Origin of the sequence: Microvirga sp. Mcv34 (genome assembly GCF_024519725.1) — a bacterium.
In the GTDB taxonomy this organism is placed as follows: Bacteria; Pseudomonadota; Alphaproteobacteria; order Rhizobiales; family Beijerinckiaceae; genus Microvirga.
Genome location: NZ_JALJRK010000005.1, coordinates 34233 through 47427 on the forward strand (window position 1 = coordinate 34233; position 13195 = coordinate 47427).

General features: G+C 64.2%; 11 protein-coding genes. 4 read left to right on the forward strand and 7 right to left on the reverse strand.

The window, feature by feature from the left end; genetic code table 11:
* Positions 1 to 2: 2 nt before the first annotated feature.
* The 5 genes from OC446_RS04515 to OC446_RS04535 all read right to left on the reverse strand — a co-directional run bounded on the left by OC446_RS04515 (position 3) and on the right by OC446_RS04535 (position 6406).
* A complete protein-coding gene (locus tag OC446_RS04515; RefSeq protein ID WP_262027851.1) occupies positions 3 to 1154 on the reverse strand; it encodes an efflux RND transporter periplasmic adaptor subunit in 1152 nt (383 codons plus the stop codon).
* 198 nt (positions 1155 to 1352) lie between these two features.
* Positions 1353 to 2417 (reverse strand): patatin-like phospholipase family protein, encoded by a 1065-nt coding sequence (locus OC446_RS04520; RefSeq protein ID WP_262027852.1) that lies wholly within the window; start codon positions 2415 to 2417, stop codon positions 1353 to 1355.
* 200 nt (positions 2418 to 2617) lie between these two features.
* On the reverse strand, positions 2618 to 4864 hold the full coding sequence (locus tag OC446_RS04525; RefSeq protein WP_262027853.1) for a xanthine dehydrogenase family protein molybdopterin-binding subunit: 2247 nt from the start codon (positions 4862 to 4864) through the stop codon (positions 2618 to 2620).
* A 13-nt stretch (positions 4865 to 4877) separates the two neighbouring features.
* A complete protein-coding gene (locus OC446_RS04530) occupies positions 4878 to 5903 on the reverse strand; it encodes an FAD binding domain-containing protein (protein ID WP_262027854.1) in 1026 nt (341 codons plus the stop codon).
* Complete coding sequence (locus OC446_RS04535; protein ID WP_262027855.1) at positions 5900 to 6406, reverse strand: (2Fe-2S)-binding protein; 507 nt, start codon at positions 6404 to 6406, stop codon at positions 5900 to 5902. The genes OC446_RS04530 and OC446_RS04535 overlap by 4 nt, the downstream gene beginning before the upstream one ends.
* A gap of 249 nt (positions 6407 to 6655) precedes the next feature.
* Here OC446_RS04535 and OC446_RS04540 point away from each other — a divergent pair, with 249 nt between their 5' ends.
* A complete protein-coding gene (locus tag OC446_RS04540; protein WP_262027856.1) occupies positions 6656 to 7258 on the forward strand; it encodes an NTP transferase domain-containing protein in 603 nt (200 codons plus the stop codon).
* A gap of 19 nt (positions 7259 to 7277) precedes the next feature.
* On the opposite strand, the gene OC446_RS04545 is transcribed toward OC446_RS04540, so the two are convergent.
* Positions 7278 to 8675 (reverse strand): MFS transporter, encoded by a 1398-nt coding sequence (locus OC446_RS04545; RefSeq protein WP_262027857.1) that lies wholly within the window; start codon positions 8673 to 8675, stop codon positions 7278 to 7280.
* Between the two features lie 409 nt (positions 8676 to 9084).
* On the opposite strand from OC446_RS04545, the gene OC446_RS04550 reads away from it, so the two are divergent.
* From OC446_RS04550 to OC446_RS04560, 3 genes are all read left to right on the forward strand, one after another.
* Positions 9085 to 10068 (forward strand): zinc-dependent alcohol dehydrogenase family protein, encoded by a 984-nt coding sequence (locus tag OC446_RS04550; protein WP_262027858.1) that lies wholly within the window; start codon positions 9085 to 9087, stop codon positions 10066 to 10068.
* 62 nt (positions 10069 to 10130) lie between these two features.
* Positions 10131 to 10973 carry a universal stress protein gene (locus OC446_RS04555; protein ID WP_262027859.1) on the forward strand — a complete coding sequence of 281 codons (843 nt, stop codon included), beginning with the start codon at positions 10131 to 10133 and terminating at the stop codon, positions 10971 to 10973.
* Positions 10974 to 11022: 49 nt separating this feature from the next.
* Entirely contained in the window at positions 11023 to 11460 is a 438-nt protein-coding gene (locus tag OC446_RS04560) for a universal stress protein (protein WP_262027860.1), read from the forward strand.
* A gap of 27 nt (positions 11461 to 11487) precedes the next feature.
* Here the strand turns inward: OC446_RS04560 and OC446_RS04565 are convergent, their stop codons facing one another.
* Complete coding sequence (locus OC446_RS04565) at positions 11488 to 13092, reverse strand: MBL fold metallo-hydrolase RNA specificity domain-containing protein (RefSeq protein ID WP_262027861.1); 1605 nt, start codon at positions 13090 to 13092, stop codon at positions 11488 to 11490.
* Positions 13093 to 13195: the final 103 nt, after the last annotated feature.

The window sequence follows — 13195 nt, forward strand, 5'->3', positions numbered from 1 at the left end:
GATCAGCTTCCGTTTCGCTCCCGCACCGGGGGAAGCGTCGTCATCTGCGGCGTCACAGGCGCGCCGGGCCTTACGCGGACGAGGCGGTTCACGACCACCGTCTCGTTGCCGGTCAGCCCGTCGCGGATCACCCTGTAGCCGTCGATCCGCGGGCCGATGCGCACAGGCTTGAGATTGACCGTGTTGTTCTCGCCGAGCACATAGACGATCCGCCTGTCCTGGTCGCTGCCGATGGCTTCATCGGGCAGGAGGATGCCCCGGTAGGGATCCGATGCGCCAACCGTCACACGGCCGAACAGGCCGGGGGTCAGGAAGCGGTCCTTATTCTCGAACACCGCACGCACGCGGATCGTTCCGCTGGCCGAATCAAGCCGGTTGTCGACGAAGTCGAGATGTCCCTTGCGCGGCTCCAGACGCTCATCCGTCAATCTCAGCACGACCTCATTGGTCTCTCCATTGGCAGAGCTGTTCGTGCCTCCGCGGGATTGCCGGGAGAAGGCGAGGAACGAACGCTCGTCGACATCGAAATAGAACTGGATCGGGTCGAGCGAGAGAACGTTCGTCAGGATCGTCTCGTTGGCATTGACCAGGTTGCCTTCGGAGACGAGCTTGCGCGAGATGCGCCCCGACAGCGGAGACTTGATCTCCGTGAACTCGACGTCGAGCTGGGCCTGCCGCAGCGCCGCCTGGGCGCGGTCCAGCTCCGCCTTCGCCGTCAGGAAAGACTGGCGGCGCTGATCGTAGAGCTGGTCGGTGATGTTCCCGGTCTTCCGCAGCTGTTCCGCGCGATCGAGGTCGCTTTGGGCGAATTCCAGGCGGACCTGGGAGGATGTGACCGCCGATTGCGCCTGCTCGAGCGAATTGCGGTAGGGACGCGGGTCGATGGTGAAGAGAAGATCGCCAGCCTTGACGAAGGTGCCGTCCTGGAAGTGGACCTTGTCGAGATACCCGGACACCCGGGCGCGGATATCGACCTGATCGATCGCCTCGAAGCGTCCGATAAAGTCGTCCTGCTCGACGATGTCCTTCACGAGGGGTTTTGCGACAGTCACAGGCGGAGGTGGCGCGGGGCCGCCTTGCGCCATGGCCAGGCTCACCGCTGCAACCCACGAAAACAGAACGCTGGAAAACAACACGGACCGAGGAAAGCGCATGCGTAACCTCCTGATCGACATGATGGACGCAGCACTAAGCCTCCGAATTCCAGCTTATGATCCTATGCGCAGAGGCACGCAGAAGAGCTTTTGTTCTTATTGCAACGCAATATTGCGCATTGTCGAGGCGCTGACAAGATGTGCAATGATGGTACGATTCATTGTGCTTGAGGCCCGTCAATATGAGGTACTGGATCGTCAGGTATAGGCGCTGCGCAGGTCGAGCGTGCTCTTCTTCCCAATGAACTCGTAGTTTTCGGAGAGCCATGTGCGCGCCGCATTCCTGCCGAGATCCTTCAGCTCCTTGAAGAAGCTCCATTGGGCGCTAAGGCGCGACGCCGCCGTGAACTCGTCGAGCCTCTCGCCGCCATGAATACGATGCATGAGAACGCGTTTGTAGTCGGCAACCGAGAGCTTGCCCTCGTCGATCAGACGCGTCACGAACTCGACCGCCCTGAACTGCTCCAGCAGATTGGCATTGAACGTGATCTCCGTCAGGCGGTTCTGAATTTCCTGCACGCTCCGTGGAGTCGAGCGGCGCTCGATCGGATTGATCTGCACCAGCAGGATATCGTCCGACTGCGTTTCGTAGAACAGCGGAAAGAGGGCCGGATTTCCGGTATAGCCTCCGTCCCAGTAGGGTTCGCCATCGATTTCAACGGCCTTGAAGAGCATCGGCAGGCAGGCCGAGGCCAGGACGTGATCCACGGTCAGTTCAGGGCCGGTGAAGACCCTGATCTTCCCCGACCAGACGCTTGTCGCCGCGATGAACAGCTTCGCATCCTTGCAGGCCCGCACCCGTTCGAAATTGATCAGGCTGTTGAGAGCATCGCGCAAAGGGTTGATGTCGAGAGGGTTGAGATCGTAAGGGCTCGCGACCCGGGACCAAGCATCGAACCAGAGATGCGAAGAGCCGTTCATGCTCCAGTAGCTCAACAGGCGATCAAAAAGCGACCTCTGGATCGGCGAGAGCACGCCATCGAGGCTCACGCGCTTCCAGAACTTGCGCAGCTGCTCCCGCGCCCCGTCGCGCCCGCCCTCGAGCCATCCTTCGAAGAGGACGACCGCATTCATCGATCCCGCGCTGGCCCCCGTAATCGCCTCGACCGTCAGTCGTCCATCTTCGAGGAGATAGTCGATCACACCCCAGGTGAACGCACCGTGCGCGCCGCCACCCTGCAGCGCCAGGGATACGGATTTCTCGGCATTGGGGCACACGAGCCCCCGCACAGGGTTCCTACGGATTTGAGCTCGACCAGTCATCGCGGCCTCCAGGTCTCGGCCGCCAGATTACCACCCGAATGCCTCCCGGATGCAAGCCGCACATCACCCTGGCAGAGAGAGCGGCTATTCAAGTTCGATCGATAATGTGGTCAAGCTTGGCCTTCGCGTTCTGTCCCGTCGTACAACGGCGAAGGGCTTGATGGCCATGGATCATCGAGGCTCCACGCCTCAAAATCCCGTCACTCCTGCGCCGCCAGGATCTTGTCGATCGTGATCGGCAAGTCCCGGATGCGCTTGCCGGTCGCATGGTAGATCGCGTTGGCCACGGCCGCTGCCGTGCCGACGATGCCGATCTCCCCCAGTCCCTTCACGCCGATCGGGCTCGCTTTGTCGTCGTGCTCGTCCACGAAGATCACGTCGATATCGTGAATGTCCGCGTTCACCGGCACATGGTACTCGGCAAAATTGTGGTTCATGAAGCGACCGAGATTGTGATCCGTAAAGGTCTCTTCATGAAGCGCCATGCTGATCCCCCAGACCACCCCGCCGAGGATCTGGCTTCGCGCCGTTTTCGGGTTGAGAATTCTGCCGGCTGCGACCGCGTTCACGATGCGCGTCACCCGCACGACGCCGAGTTCCTCGTCGACTCTCACCTCGGCGAAGACGGCCGAGTGGGTATAGGCGGAATAGCTCTGCTGATTGATCTTGCTCGGGCTCACCGTCTCCTGAGCCTCGATTCTGTCGACCCCACCCGCCTTCATGGCAGCCACGAGGGTCACGGACCGCGACGGATCGGCCGTCAGGACCATGCTTCCATTCGTGAAAGTCACCTGATCGATCATGGCATCCGCTAGAGGCGAGCCATCCATCTTCTGGGCATAGGCCAGAAGTTGCTCGCGCACGATCCGGCAGGCCGCGTCGACAGCCGTGCCGGCCGAAGCCGCTGTCCAGGAACCGCCCTCGACGGGGGATTTCGGCAGCGCCGAATCGGCGAGCAGAGCGGTCACGTTCTCCATCGGCAGGCCGAGGGCATCCGCCCCGATCTGCGTCAGGATCGTGTAGGTGCCGGTCCCGATATCGGCCGTCGCCGTCGCGACTTCAAGCTTGCCGTCGATGGTCAGGACCGCGCGGGCGCTGGTCTTGTTCATCTGCGCTTCCCACACGCCCGTCGCCATGCCCCAGCCGATGAGTTCACGGCCCTCGCGCATGGATCGCGGCTCGGCGCTTCGCTTCGACCAGCCGAACCGTTCGGCGCCGACCTGATAGCAGGCTCGCAGCTCCTTCGAGGTGTAGGCCTTGTTCTCGTTCTCGTCCCGCTCGGTGTAGTTCCTCAGGCGCAGCTGCACAGGGTCGATCCCCGTGGCATAGGCGAGCTCGTCCATCGCGCTCTCGACCGCGAAGGTGCCGAGCGGCGCGCCGGGCGCGCGCATGTCGCCGGGCGTGTAGGTGTCGACCTGAGCGATCTTGTAGGTCAGCTCGACATTGTCGGCGTGATAGAGCAGGCTCGACCAGTTGACGACGACCTCCTGGTAATCCTCGAAGCGCGAGGTCACGGCGACGGCCTCGTGCTTCAGGGCCAGCAGCGTCCCGTCCGGGTTCGCTCCGAGCCCGACCGTGTTGATCGTCTCCGGCCGATGCACGAAGGTGAACATCTGGTCTCGGGTGAGCTCGACCCGCACGGAGCGCTCCAGGTCGAGGGCGGCCATCACGGCGAGGAAGAGCTGGTATTGCGGCCGGAGGCCGGAACCGAAGGCGCCGCCGATGAACGGGGAAATGACCCGCACGTCATCCTTGGACAAGCCGAAGACGTTCGCCACGTAGCCTTGCGTGTTCAAGGCGCCCTGGATCTTGTCATGGACGGTGATCTTGCCGTCTCCCTGCCAGACGACCGTCGTCGCGTGCGGCTCCATCGGATTGTGGTGCTCGGTCGCAATCGCGTACTCGCCCCAGATGCGCACCGGAGCCTCGCTGTAGGCTTTCATGGCGTCGCCGCGAGGCTTGGGCGGCGGCGTGATTCCGGAACGCTTCTTCGGCGGCACATAGGCCTTCGCGCGCACCACCCGCAGGTCCGTCTCGTGCGGCTCGGCCTCATAATCCACGCGGACCAGCGAGGCGGCATAGCGGGCCGTCTCGAAATCATCCGCCACGACGAGGGCGACCGGCTGGCCGCTGTACTGAATCTCATTGTCGTAGAGCGGCCGGAACGGTTTTCCGGGCGGCGCGACTTCGTCCTGGTAGTTGTGGCTGAACCAGGCGGTGCGCGGCCGATTCTCATGTGTGAACACCTTGAGCACGCCGGGTACGGCTTCCGCATCGCCCGCATCGATCCGGCTGATGCGCCCGCGGGCGACGGAGCTCGATACGACATAGCCGTAGGCGAGATCGGGAGCCTCGAATTCAGCCGCGTATTTGGCCGTGCCCGTGACTTTCGAGGGCCCGTCGACACGGTTACGCGGCGAGCCGATATGGGGATCGTTCTTCAGCATGGCGGCCTGTTCCTCAGCGGATGCGCTTGTCGACTTGCGATTGCGGCGTGCTGGCCGCGGCCTGCGCCAAGGCTCGGACGATGGCCTTTCGCGCCAGCTCGATCTTGAAGGCGTTGTGCTCGTAGCCCTTGGCGCCCTCAAGCAGCAGGTTTGCCGCCGCCGCGAACGTGTCACTGCCGGCGGGCTTGCCGGCGAGCAGGTTTTCGGCGTCTGGCCGGCGCCAGGGCTTGTGGGCGACGCCGCCCAGCACAATGCGCGCCCGGCGAACCGTACCGCCGTCGATGTCGAGCGCCGCCGCGACGGAGACGAGCGCGAAGGCGTAGGACAGGCGGTCGCGTAGCTTGAGGTAGGTGTAGTTCGTAGCGAAGCCTTTGGCGTCTGCCGGCAGTTCGACGCCCGTGACGATCTCGCCCTGCGCCAGGGTGGTGTCGATCTCCGGTCGGTCCCCCGGTAGCCGGTGGTACTCGGCCATCGGAATGGTACGGGCGCCGCCGGGCCCGGTGACGTGAACGACCGCCTCGAGCGCCGCGAGCGCCACGCACATGTCGGACGGGTGCGTGGCGATGCAATGCTCGCTCTGGCCGAGGATCGCATGGATGCGGTTGACGCCGTCGATGGCCGGGCATCCCGTTCCCGGCTCGCGCTTGTTGCAGGGCGTTCCAGCATCGTAGAAATAGTAGCAGCGGGTACGCTGGTTGAGGTTGCCACCCGTCGAGGCGGCGTTGCGCAGTTGCGGCGTGGCGCCGGCCAGGATCGCGCTGGAGAGGAGCGGGTAACGCTCCTCGATCCGGGGATCATAGGCTACGCCGGTATTCGGCACGAGGGCGCCGATGCGCAACCCACCGCCATCCGTCTCCTCGATGGTGGAGAGGCCCGCTATCCGGGTCACGTCGACGAGGCTTTGCGGCCGCTCGACGTTGTATTTCATCAGGTCGATGAGGTTCGTGCCGCCCGCGATGACCCTGGCGGCCGGATCGGCCGCAAGAGCGTGGACGGCCTCATCGAGATTTCCGGGGCGGAGATAGTTGAACCGGTTCATTCGGCAGCCTCCCGCTGGTTCGCACCAGATTGCGCGAGCACGTCCTCGATGGCGTCGACGATGTTGGGATAGGCCCCGCAACGACAGATGTTGCCGCTCATGTATTCCCGAATCTCGTCGCGCGTGCGCGCCCTGCCCTCCTGGATCAGCGCGATGGCCGACATGATCTGGCCGGGCGTGCAGTAGCCGCATTGAAAGGCGTCGTGTTCGACGAAGCTCTGCTGCATCGCATGAAGCTGGCCATCCCGTGCCAGACCCTCGATGGTGGTGATCTCGCGGCCGTCCTGCATCACGGCCAGTTGCAGGCAGGAATTGACTCTTTGGCCGTCGATCAGCACCGTGCAGGCGCCGCACTGGCCGTGATCGCAACCTTTCTTCGTGCCAGTGAGGCCGAGATCGAGGCGCAACAGGTCGAGCACAGTGGTCCACGGCTGAACCTTGAGCTGACGGGTCTCGCCGTTCAGGACCACGGTCACGTCAAGGGCATCGGATGAAGCTGTCATGGGGCTTTCATTCACGGGAGTTCTCCGGCTCGTGAAGAACCCGTCGAAGGGATGCGGACATTCGCGGGACCAGGGATGGACCACACGGAATCGCAACCGGCCTCGGTCGGATGATCGTTTCGGGACAGGCGGTAACGTTTGTTAATGCCGCAAAGGTTCAACCCGTTCCGTGGGGACCTGCGGTCTCGGATTACTAGGCCCGCATGGGCCTCGGTTGACGGATCGCGGAGCTTGGGACCATATCGGCCGATGAGCAATGTCGCGGCCATCCTTCTCGCCGCCGGTCGGGGCACACGCTTCGGGTCGGACCCGAAACTGCTGGCTCGCGTGGGCGGCAGGCCTCTGGTGCATCATGCGGCCAGCGCCGCCGTCGGCTCACGGGCCGACCCCGTAATCGTGGTCACCGGCCACCACGCCGAAGAGATCGAGCGGGCGTTGGAAGAGCTCCCGATCCAGATCGTCCGGAATACCGCCTTCATGAACGGGCTTTCGACATCGCTGAAGGCCGGGTTCGCGGCCCTGCCGCCCCAATCCCGGGCGGCCATCGTTCTCCTGGGAGACATGCCCATGGTCGAAGCCCGCCTGATCGATGCCCTCGTGCAGGCCTGGCACGACATGGGTGAGCCGATGGCGCTAGTCCCGACCATCGAAGGCCGGCGCGGGAACCCGGTCGTGCTCTCGCGCGACCTCGCAGACCAGATCGAACGTCTTTCGGGCGATAGCGGCGCGGGACCGATCCTGCGCGGGCGATCCGATGTGGTGGAATACCCGGTCGACGATCCGGCCATCCTTCAGGATGTCGATACGCCGGCGGATTTCGACCATGTCGGTGGCAACCCGCGGCGGAGCTAGGGAACCTCGCCGGTCCGCCCTACCGGCCGGCGGGCCTGCCGCCTCTGAGAATTCGCAGGCTGCTTGTCACGCAGCCGACGAGAGACAGGACCGCTCCGAGCCATAGGATGACGGTCGTCGGGCTGCCGGGAACCAGTCCGAAGAGAACCGCCGCTATGGCCGCCCCAAGGGACTGACCAACCAGCCGAGCCGAGGATTGCATGCCGCTCGCCCCGCCGCTGCGCTCCGGCGGCGCGCTGGTGATGATGGCCTTGTTGTTGGGCGATTGGAACAGGCCGAACCCCAGGCCGCAGATCGTCAGCCGCCAGACGATATCCGCCGTCGATGGATTGTCCGGCAGCATGGCGACGAGGGCCAAGCCGGCCGAGAGCGTGGCCAGCCCGAGCCCGCCCAGCAGGCCCGGCGAGAAGCGGTCGGCCAGGCGGCCGGCGATGGGAGCCGCCACGGCGATCGCCAGGGGCCAGGGCGTCATCAGCATGCCCGTTTCGGCAACGCTCCGGCCCAGCTCGTCATGGAAGTAGAAGGGAAGCGCCAGGGTGGCGAGCGCCTGCGTGGAGAACGAGCAGATCGACGTCATCATCGACAGGGCAAAGACCGGCAGCCGCAGGAGATCCAGGGGCAGCAGCGGCATCGCCAGCGGCAGCTGGTAGCGCACGAACACGAACCCCGCCACGACCGCGCCTGCGATGGCGAAGAGCGGATATGTGAAGCTGCCGGTGCTGAGGGCGTCAATCCCGGTGATCAGGAGCCCGAAGGTCAGGGCGTTGAGAGCGACGCTCCAGCCGTCGAGCCGCCGGGTGGAACGCGGCGTGTCGGGCAACGTCCGGGCCGCCACGATGAGCGCGAAGATGCCGAGAGGCACGTTGATCAGGAAGAGCCAGGACCAGGACGCCACCGACAGGATAGCCGCCGCCACCGTGGGACCGGCGGCCGAGGAGATGGCCACCACGAGAGCGGTGTTCCCGACGCCACGGCCCAGGAGCTTCGCCGGATAGATGAAACGCACGAGGGCGATGTTGACACTCATGATCCCGGCCGCGCCGAACCCTTGGAGCACGCGCGCGGCGATCAGCATCGGAAAGGACCCGGCGAGCGCACAGCCGAGCGAGGACAGGGTGAACACCAGGAGCCCGGCCCAGTAGATCCGCCGGTAGCCCAGGCTGTCGCCCAGGGACGCGAGGGGCAGAAGGGAAATGGTGATCGCGAGCTGATAGGCGTTGACCGCCCATACGGTCGTGGCCGGATCCACCTGAAGCTCCCGCGCCATCACCGGGAGAGCCACGTTGACGATCGCGCTGTCCAGAACCGCCATGGTGAGAGCAATCGCAATGGCGAGGAAAGCCAGGAGCCGCTCGGGATTGGGCAGGCCGTCCGTAATGCCGGCCGCAGGCGAAGTCCGGGGTGAAGTGGTGTCCATGGTGAGCGCTGTCGATCGGCCGGCTCGGGAGGGATCTTCGAGAATCGTGCGAGCTCCGGCCGAGCTTGCATGATGTCCCAGGCGCGCCGGCGGCCAGGAGCCGTCTTCGAGCGCGAGGGCTGCCGCCAATGCCCTAACGCATGCGGAAACCATTGTGAACCAAGGAATTCACTCCCTCGTCGCAAGGAAGGGATCGGCAATCGCTATTTCGCAGCCTGCGTCGGAGACCCAGAGCCGCCACCGGCCGAAAGCCTCAGGCGGGGTACTTTGATCTTGGTCAATGCCTCCTCGCGCAGAGTGACCATGATTTTCCCAAGCTTGTCTCCCCGTGTAGCGTCGGGCTGATTGATCCGCCCGGGATGATCGGCCGCAGGTCCGGATAATGCCGTTTATTCATTGAGGCGATGCCATGAAGGCCATGGTCCTCCGCGCGGTGCGTACGCCTCTCGTCCTGGAGGAACGCCCCCTCCCCGAACCTGGAGAAGGCGAGATCCGCGTTGCCGTGGAAGCCTGCGCGGTATGCCGGACCGACCTCCATGTCGTCGATGGCGACCTGCCGCATCCCAAACTTCCCGTCATTCCAGGCCACGAGATCGTCGGGCGGGTGGATGCGCTCGGTCGTGGAATTCGCAACCGCGCATTGGGCGAGCGCGTCGGCATTCCTTGGCTCGGTCACACCTGCGGCCATTGCCCCTATTGCATGTCGGGACAGGAGAACCTGTGCGACGAGCCGGTGTTTACGGGATACACGCGGGACGGCGGCTTCGCGTCTCATGCGATCGCCGATGAAGCCTATGCGTTCAGTCTTCCGGAGGATGGTGATCCCGTCGCGCTCGCGCCCCTTCTCTGCGCCGGCCTGATCGGCTGGCGTTCTCTGGTGGCCGCGGGACCGGCTGAGAAAATCGGCATCTTCGGGTTCGGCGCGGCGGCTCATATCATCGCTCAGGTCTGCAACTGGCAAGGACGCCGCGTCTTCGCCTTCACGCGACCCGGCGATTTTGCAGCTCAGGATTTCGCCAGATCCCTTGGAGCCGTCTGGGCCGGCGGTTCCGATCAGGATCCTCCCGAGTGCGTCGACGCGGCGATCATCTTCGCGCCCGTGGGCGATCTGGTACCCGTCGCGCTGCGTGTCGTGAGGAAGGGCGGACGGGTCGTATGCGGCGGCATCCACATGAGCGACATTCCGCAATTTCCCTATCGGCTTCTCTGGGGGGAGCGCCAGATCCTGTCCGTCGCCAACCTGACCCGACAGGATGCCTTGGATTTTCTGTCCATCGTTCCCAAGGCCCGCATCAGAACGCAGACGACTTGCTACCCGCTGGAAGCCGCCAACGAGGCCTTGAACGATCTGCGATCAGGACGGCTTCAGGGAGCCGCGGTCCTGATCCCCTGAAGAGGACGACGCCGATGTCATTGCAGCCGGCCGCAGACCCCAACGTGCAAAGTGAGAATTTCATGATCCAGAACATCCGCAGCATCCTGATCGGGATTACGGAAGAAGGTGATGCCGAGGAGCGCTCTTCCGCCCTGCCCTATGGGCTCTCCCTCGCCCGGCACGCGAACGCCCATGTGACCGTCCAGGCGGCGTCGCTGAAGGTCACGCTGACCCATGCCTTCGTCAGTTCCTTTGCAGAAGGGCTTGTTGCCACCGAGAACCGCCGGCTGAACGCTCTGGCGCGCGCGGCCGCAGAATCCTCGCAGCGCGCCGCGGCGGCCACGGGCATCGCTTGCACCGCGCAGGCGCCGCAGCTTGCCTATCCGGACCTCTTGAGGAGCTTCACCTCCCTTGCCCGTGCGCACGACCTGACCGTTCTCGACCTGGAGCCGATATCTCTTGCCGTCGACCGAGGATTGATCGAAGCCGTCCTGATGGAGAGTGGACGGCCGCTCATCGTCGTGCCCGAGGGCCGGGAAGCCTTTGGAGGAGACCGGATCATCGTCGCATGGGACGGCAGCGCCAAGGCGGCGCGCGCCCTCAACGATGCCATGCCGTTCCTGCGCGCTGCCTCGCAAGTCGAGCTGATCAGCGTCACGGGCGAGAAGGACTTGGCGCATACGGTGCCGGGTGCGGAGATCGCCCCGCATCTCGCCCGCCACGGCGTCACCGTGAATGTCCTGGCCCTTCCGGCCGTGAAGGGTGACGTGGCCGAGACCTTGCGCAACCACGCTCACCTGACCCGGGCCGACATGATCGTGATGGGAGCGTATGTTCATTCACGACTGCGCGAAATGGTGCTCGGTGGCACGACCCAGTCACTGCTCAAGAATGCTCCGGTGCCGCTGTTCCTCTCCTACTGACGAGAGAGGATCGGCGGCCTGACATGTTTCTTTTTCCGAGGAGGCACGCATGTACAAGAATATCCTGATCGCCACCGATGGATCGTCCCTGGCGGGACGGGCCGTCGAACACGGAACCAACCTCGCCAAAGCGTTGCATGCTCACGTCGTGCTCCTGACGGTGACCGAACGGTTCCACGTCTTCGCGCTCGAAGCCGATCAGGTGGAGGAAACGCCATCCTCCTTTCGCGAGCATATGCGCAAGCAGGCCGAGCGCACCCTCTCCGAGTCCTCCGACATCGCGCGCAATCTAGGCGTCGATGCCACGACGGTTCACGTGGAGGACGACACGCCCTACCATGCGATCATCCGCACGGCGGAAGACAAGCGTTGCGACGTCATCGTCATGGCCTCGCACGGACGCGGCGGCGTCTCAGCCTTGCTCTTGGGCAGTGAGACCATGAAGGTGCTCACGCATTCGAAGATCCCCGTCCTCGTCGTCCGGTGAGACGCCGCAGCAATCATCGCGGAATGATCAGCGAGCCTGTTCTTCGGATCTATCCTTCAAGGCATTCCGGATGCGCCGGATGACGACGGCTTTGGCTTTCCTGTCGGCTGCCGCCTCGACGGCCTCGTTGATCTCGAGAAGCAGCTGCGCATAATCGTTGTGCCAGTCGCGATGTCCCGCGCTCGCGCCTGACAGGCGCTCCTCATGGCGCTCGATCCGAACCGCCTGCTCCCCCGCCAGATCGTAGACGTCGTCGATCTGCGGAATGACGGCGCCGGGCACATGGGGGAGATCGGCGAGGGACGATTGCAGCGCCTTCAAGGCCGGATCTTCTCCATGGACGAGGAAGACGCCGCGTCGAACCGGCAGGCGATCCGTGAGCCAAGCCTTCAGCTCGGGACCATCCGCATGGCCTGAATACAGATCCAGAGTCCGCATGCGCGCCCGGACCTTGATCTCCTCCCCTTGGATCCGGACCGTCGAGGCGCCTTCCTGAAGGATCCGCCCGAGCGTTCCCTGGGCCTGAAAACCGACGAAGAGAACGGTGGCTTCGTCCCGCCAGAGCCAAGCCTTCAGATGGTGCCGGATGCGGCCCGCCTCGCACATGCCGCTGGCGGCAATGATGATGTGGAAGCTGTGAATGCGGTCGATGGCCTTGCTCTGCTCGACGGTTTCCGTGAAGCGGACAGAGTGGGAGTCGAGCGCCTCGATGAGGTCCGAGCCGTTCCTGAGTTCTCCCGCATGACGCTTGAAGACGGCACTCGCCTTCGAGGCCAGCGGAGAATCGATGAAGATCGGAATGGCCGGCAGTTCACCCGCTTCCACGAGTTCCATGAGATCGACGAGGAGTTCCTGCGTTCGCTCGACCGCAAAGGATGGGATGAGCAGAACCCCGCTCGGGCGCATGGCCGCGCGAACTTCGTCGCGCAGCATCCGCCGGCGGCGCTCGATCGTGGTGCCGGCCCGGTCCGTATCGCCATAGGTGGATTCGAGTACGACGTAATCGAGATCGCGCGGCCCGTCCGGATCAGGTTGAAGGAGCTTGTGATCGGGTCCGACATCTCCGGAGAACAGGAGGCGAAGCGGCTTCTCGACCCCACCCTGTGCCACCTCCATTTCGATGGAGGCCGAGCCGAGAAGATGGCCCGCGTTCCAGTAGCGCGCCCGGAATCCGGGAACGACATCCAGCCACTGGCCGTAAGCCACAGGCCGGAACTGCTCGAGGCATGCGACCGCGTCCTCTTCCGTGTAGATGGGAGACACCGTCTCGCGCCCGCGGCGGCTGTTACGGCGGTTGAGCTGGTTGACCTCCATCTCCTGGATGTAACCGGAATCCGGAAGCATGATGGACGCGAGGTCAGCCGTTCCGGCCGTCGCGTAGATCGGCCCGTCGAACCCGGCCTTCACGAGCTTCGGCACAAGACCGCTATGATCGATATGTGCGTGAGTGAGGCAGAGGGCGCTGATGCCGCCGACCCGAAACGGAAAGGGCTGGTAGTTGAGCTCCCGCTCGGATTTGGACCCTTGAAACATTCCGCAATCGACCAGGACGCGAGCCGTGTCCGTTTCGAGCAGGAAGCAGGATCCGGTCACCGTCCGGGCGGCACCGTAGAAGTGAAGGCGGAGCGACAAGAAAACCTCCTGGAGATGAGGATGCGTCCAGCCGGAACCATCGCATCTTGGTCCATCTTCGTCGAGCGGCTGGCGGCCTTTCTGGAATTGCGGATCGAACCAC